Below are 19,862 nucleotides of genomic sequence, written 5' to 3' on the forward strand. Positions count from 1 at the left end.
CCATGACCCGCGGTAAATGGCTGGCCGCTCTGTGCCTGGTGCCCTTCGCGATTTTCTTCTTCGTGTTCGAGATCGCCCCGCTGCTCTGGGTGATGATCAACAGCCTGCAATCGGAAGAGTTCGGTTGGGGCCTGGCCAACTTCAGCAAAATCTTCAACTCGAAGTTCTATTTGCAGGCGATCCAGTACAGCCTCGAGATCAGTTTCTGGTCCAGCGTATTCGGCATCGTCATTGCCGTGCTCGGCGCCTACTCCCTGCGCCGGGTCGACTCGAAACTGCGCAACTTCGTGAATGCGTTCGCCAACATGACCAGCAACTTCGCCGGTGTGCCCCTGGCCTTCGCGTTCATCATCTTGCTGGGGTTCAACGGCACCTTCACCATCATGCTGAAACAGGCCGGAATCATTCAGGATTTCAACCTGTACTCGAAAACCGGGCTGATCATTCTCTACACCTACTTCCAGATTCCCCTGGGCGTGCTGTTGCTCTACCCGGCCTTCGATGCCCTGCGCGAAGACTGGCGTGAGTCCGCCGCCTTGCTCGGCGCCAGCGGTTGGCAATTCTGGCGACACATCGGTCTGCCGGTGCTGACCCCGGCACTGCTGGGCACGTTCGTGATTCTGCTGGCCAACGCCTTGGGCGCCTACGCCACGGTCTACGCGCTGACCACCGGCAACTTCAACGTGTTGCCGATCCGCATCGCGGCCATGGTGTCCGGCGACATTTCCCTCGACCCGAACCTCGCCAGCGCCTTGGCCGTGGTGCTGGTGGCGTTGATGACCCTGGTGACCATCGTGCATCAGCTGCTGTTGAAGAGGAGCTACCATGTCTCGCGCTGAACTGGGGCCCGTCGGTGTCTACCACCGGGTCATCGTGTATTTGCTGTTTGCCATTCTGTTATTGCCGCTGCTCGGAACCTTGATCTACTCGATCGCCAGCAGTTGGTCGGCGACGATTATGCCCAGCGGCTTTACCTTCAAGTGGTACATCCAGCTGTGGAGTGATCCGCGCTTTCTCGACGCATTCGGTCAGTCGTTGCTGGTTTGTATCGGCTCGCTGATTCTGTCGGTGGTGCTGATCCTGCCACTGCTGTTCGTGGTGCATTACCACTTCCCTAAGCTCGACGCGCTGATGAACATCCTGATCCTGCTGCCCTTCGCGGTGCCGCCGGTGGTGTCGTCGGTGGGGCTGTTGCAGCTCTACGGTTCGGGGCCGTTCGCGATGGTGGGTACGCCGTGGATTCTGATCGGTTGCTACTTCACCGTGGCGCTGCCGTTCATGTACCGGGCGATCACCAACAACCTGCAAGCGATCAACCTGCGCGACCTGATGGACGCCGCGCAATTGCTCGGCGCCAGCACTTGGCAAGCTGCCTTCCTGGTGGTGTTGCCGAACCTGCGCAAGGGGCTGATGGTCGCGTTGCTGCTGTCCTTCTCGTTCCTGTTCGGTGAGTTCGTGTTCGCCAACATCCTCGTCGGCACCCGCTACGAAACCCTGCAGGTCTACCTCAACAACATGCGCAACAGCAGCGGCCACTTCACCAGCGCGCTGGTGATTTCCTACTTCTTCTTTGTGCTGGTTCTGACCTGGGTGGCCAATATCTTGAACAAGGACAAAAGCGAATGAGCTATGTAAGCGTCCAACATCTTCAGAAAGATTACTCAGGCACCACCGTCTTCAGCGACATCAACTGCGAAATCAGGAAAGGCGAATTCGTCACCCTGCTCGGCCCGTCCGGTTGCGGCAAGTCCACGCTGCTGCGTTGCATCGCCGGCCTGACCTCGGTGGACGGTGGCCAGATTCTGCTGGAAGGTCACGACCTCGTCCCACTGAGCCCGCAGAAACGCGGAATCGGCATGGTGTTCCAAAGTTATGCGCTGTTCCCGAACATGACCGTGGAGCAGAACGTCGCCTTCGGTTTGCGCATGCAGAAGGTCAACGCCGACGACAGCCAAAAACGCGTCGCCGAAGTGCTGAGACTGGTAGAGCTCAATGACTTCGCCGCCCGCTACCCGCATCAGCTGTCCGGTGGCCAGTGCCAGCGTGTCGCTCTCGCTCGTTCGTTGGTGACCCGGCCTCGGCTGTTGTTGCTGGATGAGCCGCTGTCGGCGCTCGATGCGCGGATTCGCAAGCACTTGCGCGAACAGATCCGTCAGATCCAGCGCGAACTCGGCCTGACCACGATCTTCGTCACGCACGATCAGGAAGAAGCCCTGACCATGTCTGACCGAATCTTCCTGATGAATCAGGGAAAGATCGTACAGAGTGGCGATGCCGAAACCCTCTACACCGCGCCCGTCGACGTGTTCGCCGCAGGCTTCATCGGCAACTACAACCTGCTGGACGCCGACAGCGCCAGCAAACTGCTGCAACGGCCGATCACCCACCGCATCGCGATCCGCCCGGAGGCCATCGAGCTGAGCCTGAACGGCGAACTCGACGCGCAGGTGCGCAGCCACAGCCTGTTGGGCAACGTGATTCGCTATCGGGTGGAAGCTCGGGGGGTGGAATTGGTGGTGGATGTGCTGAACCGCTCGGCGTCCGATCTGCATCCCGATGGTCAGCGCCTGGCACTTTCCATCGATCCGACAGCCCTGTGTGAGGTAGCCTGATGACCTTGCTGATGTTGAAGAGAGAACCGTACTGATGGCCCTGGCAATTTTTGATCTGGACGAAACCCTGATCCACGGCGACTGCGCCTCGCTATGGAGCGAACAGATGGCCCGCCTCGGCTGGGTCGATGGCGAATCCTTCCTGCGTCGTGACAAGGAATTGATGGATGCCTACGGCAGGGGCCACTTGGCGATGGAAGACTACATGGCCTTCAGCCTGGAGCCGTTGATCGGTCGCACGCCGGAAGAGATCGAGCACTTGGTAGCGCCCTGGGTGGAAGACTTTATCGAGCCGATCATCTTCAGCGACGCCACCAAAGCCATCGCCGCCCACCGCAAGGCCGGCGACCGGATTCTGGTGATCTCGGCCTCGGGCACGCATTTGGTCAAGCCGATTGCCGACCGTCTGGGCATCGACGAGATTCTTGGCATCGAACTGGAAGTGGCGCACGGGGTGTACAGCGGCAACACGGTGGGCACCCTGACCTACCGCGAAGGCAAGATCACCCGCTTGCTGGAATGGCTGGACGCCGAAGAGGAAAACCTTGAAGGCGCGAGTTTCTATTCCGATTCACGCAACGATCTGCCGCTGCTGCTGAAGGTGGATTTCCCGCATGTGGTGAATCCGGATCCAGTGTTGCTCGAACACGCCGAAAAAGCCGGCTGGCCGATCCATATCTGGAAATAACCCGGATCCCCTGTGGCGAGGGAGCTTGCTCCCGCTGGGCCGCGAAGCGGCCCTAAAATCAGTCACTATGGCTAGTCAGGTAAAACCGGTTTTCAGGTTTTGCGGCTGCTTCGCAACCGAGCGGGAGCAAGCTCCCTCGCCACAAAGGCACTCACAGGTTCATGTTGTCAGCTCAGGCTGTCATCAATCACCAGCACCAACTTGCCCGACACCTGATTGGTCGCCAGCTCCGCAAACGCCGCTTCGGCGTCCTCGATCGCAAACGTCCTGGCCAGTTGCGGGCTCAAACGCCCTTCGGCAAACAGCGGCCAGACGTGCTGGCTGAGATCGCTGAACAAATCGGCCTTGAACTGCTCGTCGCGATTGCGCAGGGTCGAACCCAGCAGTTGCACGCGCTTGGCCAGCACCTGCGCCAGATCCAGCTGCGCTTCACGACCGCCCATCAAACCGATCAACACCCAACGGCCATCGCGAGCCAGCAGCTTGAGGTTCAGCGCCGCATAGTTGCCACCCACCGGATCCAGGATCACATCGAACGGCCCCAGATCGTTCAGGCGGTCCAGATCCTTGTTGCGCACCACTCCACCCTGGGCACCCAGCGCTTCACAGTAGGCCAGACGATCCTCGGAGCCGACGCTGACCCAGCACGGGTTGCCGAATGCCTTGCACAGCTGAATGGCAGCTGAACCGATTCCACTTGCTCCGGCATGCAGAAGAACTTTCTCACCCGGTTTGAGCGAAGCCAATTGAAACAAATTCAGCCAAACGGTCGCATACACTTCCGGCAACGCCGCGGCCTCGGCCAGGGACAAACCTTCGGGAACCGGCAACACATGCCGTCCGTCGACAACTACCTCTTCGGCCATCCCACCCCCGGCCAGCAAGGCGCAAACCCGATCTCCGACCTGCCAGGACGAGCCCGGGCCGACCTCGCTGATCACCCCCGAACACTCAAGACCCAGTGCTTGACTGGCTCCCGGCGGTGGCGGATACAGGCCCGCTTTCTGCAACAAATCGGCTCGATTGAGTCCCGCTGCCGCCACTCTGATACGAACTTGTCCTACATCGCACGTAGGACTCGGCTCCTCAACCCACTCCACTCGCCCCTCAACGCCTTGCAATGCTTTCACAGTGCCTCCATAGTGAGTCTGGACTGAGCCCGAAGCTATAGCGCCGGGCTTTCTTGCATTATGCGACCGGCCCTTGTGGGAACCGGCGACTTCAAAGACGGCCTAATATGCGTGATCAATTGTCCCCGCGTCGAATCAGCATGAAGCATTTTTTCCCCAGCACCGCCCTCGCTCTTGTCATTGGTCTCGGTCTCTTGCCGATGTCGAGCAATTCGTTCGCAGCCAACAGCTGGGACAAGCTTCAGCCCGATCGCGACGAAGTCATCGCCAGTCTGAACGTCGTCGAATTGCTCAAGCGTCACCATTACAGCAAGCCGCCGCTCGACGATGCGCGCTCCGCGATCATCTACGACAGCTACCTCAAGCTGCTGGATCCATCGCGCAGCTACTTCATGGCCAGTGACATTGCCGAATTCGACAAATGGAAAACCCAGTTTGACGACTTCCTCAAGAGCGGCGACCTGAACGCCGGGTTCACCATCTACAAGCGCTACCTGGATCGCGTCAAGGCGCGTCTGGAATTTGCCCTTGCCGAGCTGAACAAGGGCGTCGACAAGATCGACTTCACCACCAAGGAAACCTTGCTGGTCGACCGCAAGGATGCCCCTTGGCTCAAGACCACCGCCGAGCTCGACGACCTGTGGCGCAAACGCGTCAAGGACGAAGTGCTGCGGATGAAGATCTCCGGCAAAGAGCCAAAGCAGATTCAGGAAACCCTGACCAAGCGTTACAAGAATCAGCTGGTGCGTCTGGACCAGACCCGCGCGGAAGATATCTTCCAGGCGTACATCAACACCTTCGCCATGTCGTACGACCCGCATACCAACTATCTGTCGCCGGATAACGCGGAGAACTTCGACATCAACATGAGCCTGTCCCTGGAGGGCATTGGCGCCGTGTTGCAGAGCGATAACGATCAAGTCAAAGTCGTGCGCCTGGTGCCTGCCGGCCCGGCCGACAAGACCAAGCAGGTCGCTCCGGCCGACAAGATCATCGGCGTGGCCCAGGGCAACAAAGAGATGGTCGACGTGGTCGGCTGGCGCCTGGACGAAGTGGTCAAACTGATTCGTGGACCGAAAGGCACCGTGGTGCGACTGGAAGTGATTCCGGCCAGCAACGCGCCGAATGACCAGACCAGCAAGATCGTGCCGATCACCCGCGAAGCGGTGAAGCTTGAAGATCAGGCGGTGAAGAAGTCGATCCTCAGCCTCAAGCAGGATGGCAAGGACTACAAGCTCGGCGTCATCGAGATCCCGGCCTTCTACCTGGACTTCAAGGCCTTCCGTGCCGGCGATCCGGACTACAAGAGCACCACCCGCGACGTCAAGAAGCTGCTGACCGAGCTGCAGAAAGACAAGGTCGACGGCGTGGTCATCGACCTGCGCAACAACGGCGGCGGCTCCTTGCAGGAAGCCACCGAGCTGACCAGCCTGTTCATCGACAAAGGTCCGACCGTACTGGTGCGTAACGCCGACGGCCGGGTCGATGTGCTGGAAGATGAAAATCCGGGGGCGTTCTACAAAGGCCCGATGGCGTTGCTGGTCAACCGTTTGTCCGCCTCGGCGTCGGAGATCTTCGCCGGTGCGATGCAGGACTACCACCGTGCACTGATCATCGGCGGCCAGACCTTCGGCAAAGGCACCGTGCAGACCATTCAGCCGCTGAACCATGGCGAACTGAAACTGACCCTGGCCAAGTTCTACCGGGTTTCCGGCCAGAGCACCCAGCATCAGGGCGTACTGCCGGACATCGATTACCCGTCGATCATCGACACCAAGGAAATCGGCGAAAGCGCCCTGCCGGAAGCGATGCCGTGGGACACCATCCGTGCGGCCATCAAGCCGGCGGTCGACCCGTTCAAACCGTACATCACGCAGCTCAAGTCCGAGCATGATATGCGCTCGGCCAAAGACGCGGAGTTCGTGTTCATCCGCGACAAACTGGCCCTGGCCCAGAAGCTGATGGCCGAAAAAACCGTCAGCCTCAATGAAGCCGACCGTCGTGCACAACACGCCGATATCGAAGCCAAGCAACTGGCCATGGAAAACATCCGTCGCAAGGCCAAGGGTGAAGAGCCGCTCAAAGAGCTGAAGAAAGAAGACGAAGATGCCATCGCGGCCGAGCCGGACAAGACCAAACCAGAAGACGACGCCTACCTGAGCGAGACCGGGCGGATTCTGCTGGATTACTTGAAACTCAACACCGCGGTCGCCAAGCACTAAGTGCTTACAATCAGGATGATGGCAATTTAGTGCTGATGCTCCCCGGAGTGTCATCAAATAGACATCATTCTGTCGTGAAATAAAGGACCGGGAGCTTTGCGCTCCCGGTCCTTTTTTTATCGCCAGAGATCGCCATGACCACAACCGAACAGCTGAGTGCCTTGAGCTCAATACTGACTCAAAGCGGTTTGCACAGCCTGTTCCAGCCGATCATCTCCCTCTCCGAACGACAAATCATCGGCTACGAAGCCCTCAGCCGTGGCCCCTCCAACAGCCCGCTGCACTCCCCCATCGCCCTGTTCGCGGTCGCTCGCCAGGCCGGTCGCCTCAGCGAACTGGAGATCGCTTGCCGCCAAAGCGCTTGCCGACGCTTCAATGAACAGCAACTGCCCGGCAAACTGTTCCTCAATGTGTCCCCGGAATCCCTCCTCGAAGCCGCCCACCAGCCCGGACGCACCCTGCAACTGCTGCAGGATTTCGGCATACCGCCGAGCCAGGTGGTGATCGAACTCACCGAACAGACCCCGACCGACGATTTCCAGTTGCTGCAAACCGCCCTGCATCACTATCGGGCGATGGGTTTTTCGATTGCGCTGGATGATCTGGGTGCGGGTTATTCGAGCTTGCGGCTGTGGTCTGAATTGCGCCCGGATTACGTCAAGATCGATCGGCACTTCATCGACGGCATCCATCAGGACGCGCTCAAACGTGAATTCGTCGGCTCGATCCTGCAGATCGCCAAGGCGTCGCGGGCAAAAGTGATCGCCGAAGGCATCGAATTGTCAGAAGAACTCGCCGTGCTGACCGAAATGGGCGTCGATCTTGTGCAAGGCTATCTGCTCTGCCGGCCCCAGGAGCATCCGCCCCGCGATGCCCGAACCTTGATGCCCAAACCAACCAGCGCCGCAGCGATGCTGAACGAGGACGCCAGTGACCTCAGCGCCCTGCTCAACGACCAACCGGCGATGGCCAGCGACACCCCGACCGCCACCGTACTGGAAGCCTTCCGCCGCCAGGCCAACCTGAACTCCCTGGCGGTACTCGACAAGCAAGGCCGGCCGTGCGGCATCGTTCACCGTCACTCACTCTCCGACGCCCTGCTCAAGCCGTTTGCCACCGACCTGTTCGCCCGCAAACCCATCAGCCGCTTGATGAGCGACGACTTCCTCGCAGTGGAACTGAGCCAGTCGCTGCAACAGGTCAGCCGCCTGATCACCAGCCGCGCCCGCCAACGCATCGAAGAAGACTTCATCATCACCCTCAACGGCGGCTATCTGGGCCTGGGCCGAGTGATCGACGTACTCAAACTGATTACCGAACTGAAAATCCAGCAAGCCCGCTACGCCAACCCGCTGACCCTGCTGCCAGGCAACGTGCCGATCCAGCAATGCCTGACACGGCTGCTGCAACAGGAATGGGAATCGGTGATCTGCTACGTGGACATCGACAGCTTCAAACCCTTCAACGACATCTACGGCTACGGTCGCGGGGACGAAGTCCTACTGTGCCTGGCGCAATGCCTGAACGACCGCGTCGACCCATCCCGCGACTTCGTCGGCCATATCGGCGGCGACGACTTCCTGCTGGTGCTCGGCCCGGAAGACTGGCGCAAACGCCTCAACCAACTGCTGGACGACTTCCACAGCCAATGCCGACGCTTCTACCGCAGCGAACACCTGGAAGCCGGCTGCTTCATCGCCCCCAACCGCCAGGGCGTACGCCAGGAGTTTCCGCTGCTGTCCCTGTCCATCGGCGTAGTGCATCTGCATCCACAGGCCTGCGGACAGCTCGATGCGAGCCAACTGGCGGAAATGGCCTCACAGGCCAAACACCACGCGAAGAATGTGCCGGGGTATAGCGTGCATGTGATTGATAGTTTGGTGGTGCCAATCGCCGAAGAGACACTGATCTCAGGCCGGCGGTGATCACCAAAAAAAATCGCAGCCTCGGCAGCGCCCACAGGCGCGGAGCTGCCAAAGGTTGCGATCTTTTGATCTTGCTCTTGTGTGGCGAGGGAGCTTGCTCCCGCTGGGCTGCGCAGCAGCCCCAACCACCACAACTCCCACCCTGTGGCGAGGGGGCTTGCCCCCGTTGGGCTGCGGAGCGGCCCCAAAACCTGCATTCCGGATTTGTCAGGTACACCGCGGGGCTTGGTTTGGCGACCGCTCCGCACTCAAGCGGGGGCAAGCCCCTCGCCAAAAAAACCACTCGGCTCTAGTCCGAAGACCGAGCCCTCAACCGCCGCCCAATCACATCCAGCACATCACAGCCATCCCTCAGTGGAATGGCGCAGAGCAAGGCAAAATCACTGAGAATCATCGAATCGCACTCGACTGAACCACGCATGGACAGGTTTTCAAGCACTTGGGTGACGGCGCGAATTCGGTAGCTGGCGGCTTCGGTCAAGATATCCAGCGGTGCATGGGTGTCGACAAACAGGGTGGGCATGTCGGTGCAGTTGCTGGTCAACGCCATGAAGCGGTTTTTGGGGTGGGGAATTGGTTTTTCGTAGGGTGGATCAGGATGAAGTGTTGGCATTTTAAAACTCCAGGAAAAATAGGAGCTGCCATTTGCCTTCCTACAGGCATGGGTGGCAGCTATACGCGGGGTAGGAATATCGAGCCCCAGAGACACTCGACCACGCCGAAGCGTGCCCGCGCACAGCCGCCGCAACTGATTTTACGGACGCAAGTCAGCAGCCGCAAATCAGAAGTCGACACTTATGTCGTCTTTGGGAGGTTGAAGGGTTCCTACGCCCTGCCACTGAATATGCAGTGACACCCAAAGCCTATCGATTGAACTCACTGCGCACCAGTTCACGAAAACCGCCACAACTTGAAGGAAACTTCCGAAGACCTTGCCCAGAAATTTCGCTCAAAAAAGGCGAACATGGCGGAGGGCTTCGCTGAAGGCTGGCTTGATTTCTCCGCCGTGGGCTAGCCGGTTTCAATCTATAGCTGCCGGTGGCGACAGGCAGAAATCGGCCAAAAGCGGCCAAAAGCAACCATCAAATGCGGCTACGAAGCTAGGAGCGATTCAACTTGTGGATTCGCTCTTTCTAATCAGTTAGGTTTGATCAGAGTCGTCCACACCCCAAGCAGGAGCTATGCAATGGCAAGGAATGTTTTCTTCAGCTTCCACTTCAAGAATGATTTTTGGCGCACCCAGCAAGTTCGAAACATCGGTGCATTGGATGGTCAGAAACTCTATACGCCGAACGAGTGGGAAGAGGTCAAGAAAAAGGGTAATGCAGCAATTGAAAAGTGGATTGATGACAGCCTCGTAGGGAAGTCCTGCGTAGTCGTACTGGTGGGTTCCGAGACCGCAAGCCGACCATGGGTGGTGAACGAAATCATCAAGGGCTGGAACGCGGGCAAGGGCGTCGTGGGCATTCGCATCAACAAGCTTCTAGATACCAATGGAAACTCTTCGGTGGTGGGCTCCAACCCTTTCGATCTGGTCACACTGAAGAACGGTACTGTGAGCCTTTCAAACTATGCCAATCTGATCACCCCTGTAGGGGCCGACAGCAAAGCGGTCTACGCATCGATCCAGGAGAACATTGAGCAATGGATCGAGGATGCCATTGCAGTCCGGAAGAACTACAAGCTGTGAGGTCTGGAGCAATTTCCGCGCATTTGATGAGTGCCAACCATGACTAAAGCGGCTTTAAACCGATTCCTCAATGAGTACCCTGATGCGCTGAACGATGGCGTGGGGGCGATTTTCGTTGGTGCCGGCGTCTCGATGGCGGCGGGCTACCCTTCCTGGTCAGCGCTGCTCAGTGACATCGCTGTAGAGCTTGAGGTTGACTCGAAGAACGTCCACGACCTGGCGGCGCTGGCTCAATGGAGCATCCTGGAAAACGGTGGTGCCACACGCGTCCGTAATGTCATCAAGAACGAGATAGGCCCTGACAAACCTATCCCAGAGACGGTTGAGATCATCTCGCGGCTACCGGTCAGACATATCTGGACGACCAACTACGACCGCTTGATAGAGCGTGCATTTGAATCCATTAGCCGGCCGCTCAACCCCATATCCGGCCCCAAAGATCTCGCCCTCAGGGTGACACCTGGCGCAGCGCTGCTCTACAAGATGCATGGTTCTGTGGATCGCCTCGACGACGTCGTCATCTCCACGGACGACTACGAGCTGTTTCGTTCAAAACGAGGCCAGTACCTGCCGCTGTTTCAAGCGCACCTGACCAGCATGTCCATGCTGTTCATCGGCATCAGCTTCACCGACCCCAATGTTCGGCATGTCCTATCGCTGATTCGGGAAAGCTTCACCGATGCGCCGCCCGAGCATTTTGCCATCGTGCGTGCGCCGCAGAAGGCCGACTTCACGACCGAAGGGGAGTTCGCAGCGCGCAGTGCTCAGCACAAGCTGTGGGCGAAAGATCTGAAACGCTATGGCTTGTTGGCAGTAGAGGTCAGTGACTATGCCGAAATTCCGGCGCTTCTACGTCAGATTGAAAAGCGAGTCGCTGCGCGCAGAATCTGGGTAAGTGGTAGCTGGCCTCTTGAGCGGGGAGGTTCCGAGTCAGCCGACATCCATGCGCTGGCCGAGGACATTGGCCGGCAGATTGGTGAGACAGGGCGCCACCTGGTGACTGGTGCAGGCCTGTTGGTTGGATCGGCGTCATTGTCGGGGTTCTTGGGAGCGCTGCGGCAAGGCGGCGGATGGGATCTGGAGCGACGGCTGATCGCCAGGCCCTTTCCTCAGCCCCTGGCGGGAGCCCAGCCCAACAACGAAGAATGGGCTGCGCTGCGGCTGGAGCTTGCGCGACAAGCTGGTATCGCCATTTTCATTGGCGGTGCGAAGCTGGCCGGCGACAAGTTGGAGGTCGCTCAAGGCGTGGAACAAGAGTTTGAAGTTGCCAAGGCGGCAGGGGTATTTCTGCTCCCGGTAGGGGCGTCTGGTGGCGCTGCGCAGAAAATCAGTGACCTGCTGTTGGGATCAGAGCTCTCCTCATCTGGTCAGGACGCTATTAGGCCCACGGATAAAGAACTGAAAGTACTTTCTGCTCCAGGGTTCCTGGATAGCAAAGAAGGGCGGCGCAAGCTCGTTTCCTTAGTATTTGAGATCATTGACCGAATAGCTCGTGCTACGTGAGTGCCCCCAAGTAGGAAGGATTCGATGGCAAGGAACGTTACCAAGGCCGAACTTCGAGCTTTTACAGCAAACAGATCGCAAAGTGGCCGCGAGCAGCTTCTAAGATCCAATGCATCAAGCGGTGGCACGAGCACATTCCTATCGCACTCCAGCAAAGATCACGAACTGCTGGAGGGGGCGATGGAGGTGCTTCACAACCACGGCGCACGGGTCTATATCGATGAAATTGACCCTGAAATGCCGCCCTACACCTCAGCAGAAACTGCTGCTTTACTTAAGCAGCGCATTAGTCAAACAAGACGCTTTGTTCTGCTGACGACTGAGAACAGCAAAGAAAGTCGGTGGGTTCCCTGGGAGTTGGGCGTTGCGGATGGCGAAAAGGGCTTGGTGAACATCGCCCTGTTTCCAGCATCTGACAGTACCTACGATGACAATTGGACGAGTTGGGAGTATCTCGGCTTGTACCACCGAATCGTCTGGGGAAAGCTTTCAGGACAAGAGAAAGAGCTGTGGATGGTGCTTGATGCCAAAGCAAATACAGCCGTAACGTTGAGAAATTGGCTTTCGGGATATTGAAGTCTCGGCGGCCGATAGCTGACGGTCGACAACAGTACCTATAGCTCCTGGTTATGCGCTCCTTCAAAGATGTTGTTACGTAGTGCGTTAGCGTCGAAGAACGCTAGGTTGCCGAACAATGCCAAAATCTTAGCAAGGCAGAATGAATCACTGGTGGGGAGCCGCAGGCTCGCTACGTAAACTGGAATTGAATGCATGAGTGCCGATCTATTTATCTCTTACGCGTGGACATCAACAGCCCATCGAGAATGGGTTCGATTGCTCGCTAGTCAACTCCACCTACTCGGCTACGTCGTAAAAATTGATGAGGCAGTAGATTATGGATCAAGTCTGCACGGTTTCATGCGAGAGGTTACAGAGGCCGCTCATGTTCTTTTAATTGTCGACGAAAATTATGTTGACCGAGCTAATAACAAGCCAGAGTCTGGGGTTGGCATTGAGACAAAATGGGTAAGTAAGGCCTTTATGGGCAAGCCAGCCAAATGGTTGTCAGTTATATTCGTCCGAAACCCCGACCGTATATTGCCTAACTGGCTCAATGATCATAATCCTAAGGGTTTTGACTTTAATTCCAGTCCTGAAAATAACGAGTTTCCCGGGTCGATTCAGATAGACGAACTCTGGCGATGGGTCGAAGGGCTGCCGGCTGATAAGACTCATGCCGTCCCATTGTCATTAGTTCGAAAACGCGCAGCACGCCTTGAGCGTGTTGATGCTCTTCGCGACCCTGCTCTTTACGCGAATCCCGCCCTTAATGGACGTGTAACCTTTCGCTATAGGAACCATTCTCACTACACGGTTGGCCACGGGGAGTTCGAATTCAAAATCAACTTCAGTGGGAATTCCAACAACAGTATCCAAGTGTACATAGATAGTGGCTTAAAAGCGATTGGCCTAATTGTTGGTCCGGATTTTGACCCGCTTACTGTAGAGTCTTTCATAACACCGGGCCGCATTGTCAAACCAGTTTTGGGGCAGAAAGCAGTCCTATTAAACTCGTACGGAGTTCTGTGCATCATCACTATTGATGAGGTGCAGCGTGAGGTCAACGCACAAGAGTATGTTCCAGAGCATGTGACGTTCACTTATGAAGTTCTGGTTAGGGATTAGGATCTGCAGGTAAAATAAAATTCTAAACATCGCCGCCACAAGGCCTATGCGGCCATCGCCGACCTTATAGGTGGAGATCACGGTTACGACTGTTTGATCGAATTGATTCAAGATCCTTCACGGCTGATCAACAAGGCGCAATACACACAACAAGAGCTTGGGCCGATCGACAATCTTTTGTACATGTATAGGTAAGCTGCCCCGCTTGACGACACAGTAATCACTCTCAAAATATTGCTTATGTAAAATCCCTGCCACTTTCTCACACCTACAGCGATCACGAATGCAGGATGATAGACCGTAGGTGCGGGCGGGCTACATTATATATGTTCAGCCAAAAACACGACCTGACTCTACCTGTGCCTATCGAAAAGCGGGGGCGATTTCTGGGAAGTCAACGCCAGTGCAGAGTCTTGATAATCCTGTCTTTGATTTTGAAGGCGTAGTGACTGAGAACTAATAATCCCGCGACAACAATTACCGACGCGCCTATGCCGTACAGCTTTGCGAGATCACCGTTTTCGGGCAACACATCAAAGTATTTTGCCATTGGTTGCATCATTTCAGGGGATAGCGTGGCAGAAGCAATAATTCCGAATATTATTGTGATTCGACGTGTATAAGATTCTGACTTTATCTTATCGTCTAGCTCTAGAGATTTACGAACAGTTTCAATTTTCTTGTGTAGCAGCTTGCAGATCGTAATTAGTTGGTCGCCTTTCTGTACCCCCTCAATATACTTGGCGATTTCTCCATATTTGTGCGCAGAAAGAAGAGTTTCCTCAAATGCCAGTATATCAAGCTCTAGCCGGGCAACGTCTATTGCTGTCTTGCACTTGTCTAGCCCTAGGGATGCGTAGGAGTAGTATGTTTGTATGAAGTGCGACGCTTCATTCAGTACTTGGATGTCGGAGGTTAAGTTGTTGAAGGTGTAAGAGTCGTGCTGCTCTACAATAGCTTCTACCTGCGAGGAGGCTAGCATCAATGATACCGACTCAGAGTAAAAGTTGTTATAGTCGTCGAAGTTTCTCATGTCCTTAAGATTTAAATCGGCGTGGGCAATCTTGCTCGATAGAAAAGTTCGGACCATTACGCTGTTGACTAGAGATCTGTGCGCAGACCAGTTTTCGAATGAGCTCCTTTTTTGATTGGTATGGGAGCGGATGTATAATATTGGCTTGCCACGCCAGTGTTGTCCTATGGAGTCGTCTTCGTACTGGCTACCATACCATCTGATGCGGGTTTGAACGGCACCTGCTGCAATGGTGCGAGCGACCACCGATAAAAAATTTCGCGCTATATCCGTAAGTGTTAGTTGATCGGTGTGTACAAGTTCGTAGATAGTTAGACGCTCGTCTACGAATTCTATTTCTCCTGGATTGTTTAGCGCTGCACCCATGATGGTTTCAAATGCTTCTCGTTGAGCAAGCCTCTCCCACCGAGACATCTGGGACATCTGACATTCGGTGCAAGCCATGTGCAATTCTCTTTCACACAATACTGATGCAAGGTTTTGTCGCGATTTATTTACTTCGCTGCGCACTACTCTTTGAATTGTAGATTCTTCAAATCCAGCGATTGTTGCCAGCGAAATACTGATTATGCCACCAGTGTAAACTCTGATGTAAGGAAGGACTAGCTCATGATCTTCGTCATCTTCGCATCTGATGGCAATTGGGCGCATGAATATTCTAGCGCTTTCCGTGGGAAAGCCATGCGCAGAATTAAACAAGCGCTTGTCAGATAAGAGCAAGTTGAAAGCTAAAGATAAAGCATAGGTATTGGAGTCTCCGGGGTTCGCTTTGAGAAAATCGTTATGCCCAGAAACAGTCATGCCTTGTTCGGTTATTGTTGGCTCAATGCTTAATTGTTGCGATCGAAGTCTGTTGTCTTCCGTGAAGTAGATTTTTCCGCGGCTAGTTAGTGCGAAACTAAATGCATCAGACCCTGCGAGGATTTCGCACATTCCTTCGAGGTTTACGTTCCCAGTAATCTTCGAGGAGTACAAGAAAGTGGCGGTGCCAGAGTATGTATTATCTTCGAAAGCACTTTCGAGGCTAGGTTTCGTATCGGGTAATTTCATCAACTAGTCATCCCTGGAGCTAATGCACTATGTGGGACCAATAAACGTGGATGATCGCGCGGGACTTACCACTCTGCTACCGTTTCCGGTTCGCCAATTTTTATGTGGCAAGTACAGCGATAATCTTATAATTAAAGTTTTAATTCTCTTGTAAAGTAGTGATGCATGTGTTGAAGTCCATCTGCTGATTTTTCCCCTCACATTGCAAGTGAAGCTTGAGGGCATCCGAATAGCCGCTACAGTTAGCGAAAAGTGTCTGCTTTTGGCCGGTTGCTGCCTGTTGCGTCCACCGGCTGAATCCCCTTAAAACGACCCCGAGTGGACATTGAAGCCCTCGCGAACGACATGAACCGTTTGTCAGGAGTACAAGCCATACCCTGCCGCGATGATCAGCGGTGAAACCAGCAGCGTTGCCCAGAAACCCGATTTTGGAACAGCAATGACGCAAATGATCGAGATCATAAGCACATAGATGCCAACAATTTTAAGTAGCGCGAGATCGCCAACTGCTACGGCGTGAATCGCTGTATGCCCTGCGAGCATAAAAAGCGGCCCCAGCAGGGTAAACCAGAGGGCGGTACGCCGATCTTCGTGCACTCTGAACTGGTCAACGAAGCCAGAGTCTACAGCGGCGGCGAATGCTGCTTTGAACTTAATAATACCGAATGGAATATGGAAGGCGCCCAAGGCGAACAGCGTCCATGCGACGATGTTTGACATATTTTATATGCTCCGTAACGGTAAGGTTGGACGAGTGCCTAACGTTTGGGGCCTTCTTTAGCCGGTCCCGAGCGAGCTTAGCCAGCGACTTGAGCCGCATGTTAGGCTGCGTCACCGATGGCGCGCCAACCGTATAAATACTTGATGACTCAAAGCTGCGGAGCAGACCTCCTGGAGCATGCGGTTTTGCGGCGACAGCCATCCCGTGTTCACCGTCCACTATTGGGAAGCGGCTCTTGATGATAGACAGCAATAAGCCAAAAGCCCCACTTCGATGTAGCTACAAAACCAGAAACGGTTTACTCACAACAGAAATGCGGGCCAACCCCAGCCTCAACAGTTCCTTACGTAGCAGCGAGCGCTCAAGCACAGCCATTCCGGCCTGCCATTCGATCGACAGCAAATGGCTCAACTTTTGTTGGCTGACCAAGGGCTCAGCCAGAAAGTAGCTTTTGCACTCGCGGATGCTGATGACGTTCAACAGCCAGTCTTCACCCTGCGCCGCCAGCCAGTGACCGATCGTTGAACGATGCGTTCGGATCAGCGCACTGGCATCCCACACCGCCATCTGCGCGAAAACCTGCGGCAGGTTGCTATCGGCTTTCAGCCGCTTCATATCAACCGCCAACGCGCCAATCAGGTCTGACTCGATAGTGGCTTGGCACTCGGAGAAATACCGCTCGGGCCAGTCCGCTTCCAGTTTCGCCCGCCGTGCGAGGACTTCATAAGCCCGGATATCCGATTGGGTGGTCAACTGCCCTGTGAAATTCAGGGTATTGTCCAGAATTGCCGTGGCCAGCAACGCAGCACTTTTTTCGCTGATCAGCGGCAACAGCCCTGCCGCTTCCCAACGCTGAAAAATCAGCGTTGCCGCTGCGCCGATCGGCAGGATGTCTGCCGCAGGTCCGAGCTTTTGCGCCCAATAGTTTTCAAAGCCTGGGTGATGGTCAATGACTTCCACCACCTGTTCAAGAACCACCATCGGGTCGAAATGGTGGTAGTCGGAGACATCCACCAACACGAACTCATCACCCGCTCTCGGCAGATAATCGTCCAGAGATGATTGCCATCCAAGCACGGTCCTGGAGATGCTGGCATTGAGCGGGGCGCTACTGACGGCCCGAGCATCAACGCCTTGGTGATTCAACAGCTCGGCGTACGCAATGCAACAGGCATACGCGTCGATGTCCAGATACGCCGAGCCTGAGGTCACCACCCTCATAACACGTGGGCCACAGCGTGAGCTGCCGAAACCAGTTCCGGGTCGAACGCCATGATCGAGCAATAAGCGGACTCCCGCCTGAAGCAAAGATATCGCTTACAGCATTGCTGGCTGCTCTGACAAAACATCGACATCGGCTGTCCTTAAAATCCATTTTCCATAATTAAAACAGCGCATTAGCGTGCCGAAACATTCTGTTTATGCCCTATTTTCTGCCGACAAGACTCGTATGCTTTCATTGCGAAAACATGACGGAATGGAGGTATTTTGAAGTCATGCGGATGTCAGCGCGCAATGGTGTATGAACCACTGGTATGGATGAGCAACGCTATGAAAGCCACGAAAGGAGCGAACAGCACCAAGCCGCCGACGGCGACTGCCCAGCCCCAGGCAAAACCGCTTTCTCCCTTGAAACGGCCGCCACTCAGCAAGCCAAGCACGTAAACGCCAATCCTATGAGCCAACAGGTTGATTAAGATATCAAAGATGAAATCCATTTCTGATCCCGTGGCTCCTTGTCGGTTTTCTTGAGCGTTCTAGCCGAAAGCAGCCCTTGTGCAATCGAAGAACATCGAATCACTGCTCAGCATCGCCGCCCTCCACCCCTTTCAACTTAATCTCAGCCAACGGATGCCCGGCCTTCAAGGCAATACGCCAAAACCGCGCCGCTTCCACCGGATCCGGCGCCTTGCTCGGCGTCCCCGCGAGGCAGATCACGCCCACCTGATACGCCGCCTTGCCATCCCCTGCCAACGCGGCCAGGCGCAGTAATCGTACGCCCTCCTCGCGCGCGCCAAGACCGACACCGCGAAAGGTCAGGATGTGGCCGTAGAAGCTCTGGGCGCCGACATCGCCCAGGTTCGCCATGCGCGCGAACTGGCCCTCGAGCCAGCGCCAGCCTCGCGGCTGGCGCACAAACCACGACCAGTGGAACAACCGGCGGGCCAGCCAGTAACCGACCCGCGCCTTGAGTCGTAGGAACACTCAGGCTTCCGCCGACTCGGGGTACTCGTATTCGAACACCCGCACCACTTCCGAGGCATGCCAGGATGCGGCAGCCACGCCATCGGACGGTCCGGAGAAGCGCCCGAGGCGCTCGACACATTCGAAGAAGCCGGTGCGCGGCAAACGACTGGCGCCCTGGCTGATCACCAGCGAGCTGCGCAGCGGCTGCTCGGCCCTGGCGTCCAGCGCGGCCAGGTGTTCAAGGGCGGCGGTCAGGGTTTGCATGGCGGGCGTGGGTAGCTGCAATCGCTCCAACAATGCCCGATAAGTCAGAAGATGGCGCTGACGGCGCGCCTGATCCAGTTCCCCCAGCAATCCGTCCCAATGTTGACGACTGATGCGTACGCTCACGATTCATCCCTCCATCCTGGCACCGTCAACTCCCAGGCGAGGCTGCGGCGAATAGCAGCGTCGGGTTGACGCTCACCGCTTTCGATCAAGGCGAGATATGACGGACTGATGCCTACCGTGCGGGCAAGCGCCTCAATGGCGATGCCCTTCCCTTCGCGCAAACTGCGTAGTTGATCCAGACCCGGAAGAGTCTGGTCTGATGTGGCCGCGGGACGCACTGTGGCTTCGCGCGGTGGTTGTTCGTTGATGCCTGCTGCTTTCAGTAGAGCCTGATACTGAGCCCATGGCAGAACCGCATATTCTGGTTCGCCTTCGCGTGTAATTATCTGAATATCCATGACTACCCCGTAGGACAACGACACGTAGCGAGTCGGCACTTTTCCTTAGAAGTGTAATCCTAACAGCGGCCAAGGTCGCGGGGGGTATGAATATGGATGATCCTGAATCGGTTCAGTTTTTTTTCGGGCCCTGAAGTTGCAGCTGTTCCGGGGTATCGGGCAGGCGTTCAACCACTGCGAGTTTTTCCGGCGCCTGACGCTTGCGCCAGGCGCGGAAGGCGTTGAGTTCGTCATCGAGGACTTTCATCAACCAGGCCAGCACGGCAATGTCGTCGAGCATGCCGAACACCGGGATGAAATCCGGGATCGCATCCACCGGGCTCAGGAAATACATCAGGCCGGCCACCACCGAAACCATCGCTTTCGGGCTGATGGCCCGGTACTCACCACGCCAGTAGGCCAGGCAGAGTGCCTGCAACAAGCGCAGATCGTCTTTTAGTTTGCCTAGACGATTACCTTGGCTCGCACCTTTGCTGGCAACCGCGAACAGCAGGGTCGGCAAACGACCACGGGCGAGCAGGCGCCCGGCCATTGGCAGGAAGCGGGCGAAATTCCAGGGCATTTTCATCTTTTCCTCCACTGAAATGTTATCCACACAAATTGTGGATAACCTTGTGAACAGAGCTGCATTTCACCGCTGGAGGCCCCGTTTCACAAGGGTCTTGCTCAGATCGGGCGTTTTTTACT

20 protein-coding genes are annotated in these 19,862 nt (G+C 56.0%); 10 read left to right on the forward strand and 10 right to left on the reverse strand.

The features are described 5' to 3' along the window. Positions 1-2: 2 nt before the first annotated feature. The 4 genes from LOY28_RS20965 to LOY28_RS20980 are packed head-to-tail and all read left to right on the forward strand — an operon-like array spanning position 3 to position 3,300. Positions 3-839: an ABC transporter permease subunit gene (locus tag LOY28_RS20965; protein WP_169342458.1), complete on the forward strand. Its 837-nt coding sequence runs from the start codon at positions 3-5 to the stop codon at positions 837-839. Next, positions 826-1,626 carry an ABC transporter permease gene (locus LOY28_RS20970; RefSeq protein WP_018925174.1) on the forward strand — a complete coding sequence of 267 codons (801 nt, stop codon included), beginning with the start codon at positions 826-828 and terminating at the stop codon, positions 1,624-1,626. The genes LOY28_RS20965 and LOY28_RS20970 overlap by 14 nt, the downstream gene beginning before the upstream one ends. Next, positions 1,623-2,612 carry an ABC transporter ATP-binding protein gene (locus LOY28_RS20975; RefSeq protein ID WP_007936172.1) on the forward strand — a complete coding sequence of 330 codons (990 nt, stop codon included), beginning with the start codon at positions 1,623-1,625 and terminating at the stop codon, positions 2,610-2,612. The genes LOY28_RS20970 and LOY28_RS20975 overlap by 4 nt, the downstream gene beginning before the upstream one ends. Positions 2,613-2,646: 34 nt before the next feature. After that, positions 2,647-3,300: an HAD family phosphatase gene (locus tag LOY28_RS20980; protein ID WP_138866073.1), complete on the forward strand. Its 654-nt coding sequence runs from the start codon at positions 2,647-2,649 to the stop codon at positions 3,298-3,300. A 167-nt stretch (positions 3,301-3,467) separates the two neighbouring features. Here LOY28_RS20980 and LOY28_RS20985 read toward each other — a convergent pair whose 3' ends face one another. Next, entirely contained in the window at positions 3,468-4,430 is a 963-nt protein-coding gene (locus LOY28_RS20985; RefSeq protein ID WP_026286337.1) for a zinc-binding dehydrogenase, read from the reverse strand. Positions 4,431-4,570: 140 nt separating this feature from the next. Here LOY28_RS20985 and LOY28_RS20990 point away from each other — a divergent pair, with 140 nt between their 5' ends. Beyond that, complete coding sequence (locus tag LOY28_RS20990) at positions 4,571-6,652, forward strand: carboxy terminal-processing peptidase (protein WP_258612482.1); 2,082 nt, start codon at positions 4,571-4,573, stop codon at positions 6,650-6,652. Between the two features lie 134 nt (positions 6,653-6,786). Beyond that, positions 6,787-8,577: a bifunctional diguanylate cyclase/phosphodiesterase gene (locus LOY28_RS20995; RefSeq protein WP_258612483.1), complete on the forward strand. Its 1,791-nt coding sequence runs from the start codon at positions 6,787-6,789 to the stop codon at positions 8,575-8,577. A gap of 289 nt (positions 8,578-8,866) precedes the next feature. Here LOY28_RS20995 and LOY28_RS21000 read toward each other — a convergent pair whose 3' ends face one another. After that, positions 8,867-9,190, reverse strand: a complete 324-nt coding sequence (locus LOY28_RS21000; RefSeq protein ID WP_026286336.1) for a hypothetical protein — start codon at positions 9,188-9,190, stop codon at positions 8,867-8,869. 573 nt (positions 9,191-9,763) lie between these two features. Between LOY28_RS21000 and LOY28_RS21005 the strand changes: the two genes are divergently transcribed. From LOY28_RS21005 to LOY28_RS21020, 4 genes are all read left to right on the forward strand, one after another. Continuing rightward, positions 9,764-10,267 (forward strand): TIR domain-containing protein, encoded by a 504-nt coding sequence (locus tag LOY28_RS21005; RefSeq protein ID WP_258612484.1) that lies wholly within the window; start codon positions 9,764-9,766, stop codon positions 10,265-10,267. 39 nt (positions 10,268-10,306) lie between these two features. After that, complete coding sequence (locus LOY28_RS21010) at positions 10,307-11,770, forward strand: SIR2 family protein (RefSeq protein ID WP_258612485.1); 1,464 nt, start codon at positions 10,307-10,309, stop codon at positions 11,768-11,770. 24 nt (positions 11,771-11,794) lie between these two features. Beyond that, the gene (locus LOY28_RS21015) at positions 11,795-12,346 is read left to right on the forward strand and encodes a toll/interleukin-1 receptor domain-containing protein (protein ID WP_258612486.1); all 552 of its coding nucleotides are present in this window, start codon (positions 11,795-11,797) and stop codon (positions 12,344-12,346) included. A gap of 195 nt (positions 12,347-12,541) precedes the next feature. Further along, positions 12,542-13,456 (forward strand): toll/interleukin-1 receptor domain-containing protein, encoded by a 915-nt coding sequence (locus tag LOY28_RS21020; protein WP_258612487.1) that lies wholly within the window; start codon positions 12,542-12,544, stop codon positions 13,454-13,456. Positions 13,457-13,850: 394 nt separating this feature from the next. Here the strand turns inward: LOY28_RS21020 and LOY28_RS21025 are convergent, their stop codons facing one another. The 8 genes from LOY28_RS21025 to LOY28_RS21060 form a co-directional block, all read right to left on the reverse strand. Next, positions 13,851-15,539: a hypothetical protein gene (locus LOY28_RS21025; protein ID WP_258612488.1), complete on the reverse strand. Its 1,689-nt coding sequence runs from the start codon at positions 15,537-15,539 to the stop codon at positions 13,851-13,853. 357 nt (positions 15,540-15,896) lie between these two features. Then, positions 15,897-16,259: a DUF6463 family protein gene (locus LOY28_RS21030; RefSeq protein ID WP_028940044.1), complete on the reverse strand. Its 363-nt coding sequence runs from the start codon at positions 16,257-16,259 to the stop codon at positions 15,897-15,899. Between the two features lie 280 nt (positions 16,260-16,539). Then, positions 16,540-17,481, reverse strand: coding sequence for a bifunctional oligoribonuclease/PAP phosphatase NrnA (locus LOY28_RS21035; protein ID WP_258614497.1), 942 nt, complete (start codon positions 17,479-17,481; stop codon positions 16,540-16,542). Positions 17,482-17,765: 284 nt separating this feature from the next. Further along, on the reverse strand, positions 17,766-17,978 hold the full coding sequence (locus LOY28_RS21040) for a hypothetical protein (protein ID WP_064619300.1): 213 nt from the start codon (positions 17,976-17,978) through the stop codon (positions 17,766-17,768). A gap of 79 nt (positions 17,979-18,057) precedes the next feature. Further along, positions 18,058-18,465, reverse strand: a complete 408-nt coding sequence (locus LOY28_RS21045; protein WP_258612489.1) for a sel1 repeat family protein — start codon at positions 18,463-18,465, stop codon at positions 18,058-18,060. Further along, positions 18,466-18,837 (reverse strand): hypothetical protein, encoded by a 372-nt coding sequence (locus tag LOY28_RS21050; protein WP_007898892.1) that lies wholly within the window; start codon positions 18,835-18,837, stop codon positions 18,466-18,468. Beyond that, positions 18,834-19,175 (reverse strand): helix-turn-helix domain-containing protein, encoded by a 342-nt coding sequence (locus tag LOY28_RS21055; protein ID WP_026286335.1) that lies wholly within the window; start codon positions 19,173-19,175, stop codon positions 18,834-18,836. Before LOY28_RS21055 ends, LOY28_RS21050 begins: the two co-directional genes overlap by 4 nt. 112 nt (positions 19,176-19,287) lie before the next feature. Continuing rightward, positions 19,288-19,743, reverse strand: coding sequence for a YkvA family protein (locus tag LOY28_RS21060; protein WP_028940036.1), 456 nt, complete (start codon positions 19,741-19,743; stop codon positions 19,288-19,290). Positions 19,744-19,862: the final 119 nt, after the last annotated feature.

This window comes from Pseudomonas sp. B21-017 (assembly GCF_024749245.1).
In the GTDB taxonomy this organism is placed as follows: Bacteria; Pseudomonadota; Gammaproteobacteria; order Pseudomonadales; family Pseudomonadaceae; genus Aquipseudomonas.

Coding starts and splice junctions, on each gene's coding strand:
- LOY28_RS20965 (WP_169342458.1), top strand. CDS start 3: ATGACCCGCGGTAAATGGCTGGCCGCTCTGTGCCTGGTGCCCTTCGCG.
- LOY28_RS20970 (WP_018925174.1), top strand. CDS start 826: ATGTCTCGCGCTGAACTGGGGCCCGTCGGTGTCTACCACCGGGTCATC.
- LOY28_RS20975 (WP_007936172.1), top strand. CDS start 1,623: ATGAGCTATGTAAGCGTCCAACATCTTCAGAAAGATTACTCAGGCACC.
- LOY28_RS20980 (WP_138866073.1), top strand. CDS start 2,647: ATGGCCCTGGCAATTTTTGATCTGGACGAAACCCTGATCCACGGCGAC.
- LOY28_RS20990 (WP_258612482.1), top strand. CDS start 4,571: ATGAAGCATTTTTTCCCCAGCACCGCCCTCGCTCTTGTCATTGGTCTC.
- LOY28_RS20995 (WP_258612483.1), top strand. CDS start 6,787: ATGACCACAACCGAACAGCTGAGTGCCTTGAGCTCAATACTGACTCAA.
- LOY28_RS21000 (WP_026286336.1), bottom strand. CDS start 9,190: ATGCCAACACTTCATCCTGATCCACCCTACGAAAAACCAATTCCCCAC.
- LOY28_RS21005 (WP_258612484.1), top strand. CDS start 9,764: ATGGCAAGGAATGTTTTCTTCAGCTTCCACTTCAAGAATGATTTTTGG.
- LOY28_RS21010 (WP_258612485.1), top strand. CDS start 10,307: ATGACTAAAGCGGCTTTAAACCGATTCCTCAATGAGTACCCTGATGCG.
- LOY28_RS21015 (WP_258612486.1), top strand. CDS start 11,795: ATGGCAAGGAACGTTACCAAGGCCGAACTTCGAGCTTTTACAGCAAAC.
- LOY28_RS21020 (WP_258612487.1), top strand. CDS start 12,542: ATGAGTGCCGATCTATTTATCTCTTACGCGTGGACATCAACAGCCCAT.
- LOY28_RS21025 (WP_258612488.1), bottom strand. CDS start 15,539: ATGAAATTACCCGATACGAAACCTAGCCTCGAAAGTGCTTTCGAAGAT.
- LOY28_RS21030 (WP_028940044.1), bottom strand. CDS start 16,259: ATGTCAAACATCGTCGCATGGACGCTGTTCGCCTTGGGCGCCTTCCAT.
- LOY28_RS21035 (WP_258614497.1), bottom strand. CDS start 17,481: ATGAGGGTGGTGACCTCAGGCTCGGCGTATCTGGACATCGACGCGTAT.
- LOY28_RS21040 (WP_064619300.1), bottom strand. CDS start 17,978: ATGGATTTCATCTTTGATATCTTAATCAACCTGTTGGCTCATAGGATT.
- LOY28_RS21055 (WP_026286335.1), bottom strand. CDS start 19,175: ATGGATATTCAGATAATTACACGCGAAGGCGAACCAGAATATGCGGTT.
- LOY28_RS21060 (WP_028940036.1), bottom strand. CDS start 19,743: ATGAAAATGCCCTGGAATTTCGCCCGCTTCCTGCCAATGGCCGGGCGC.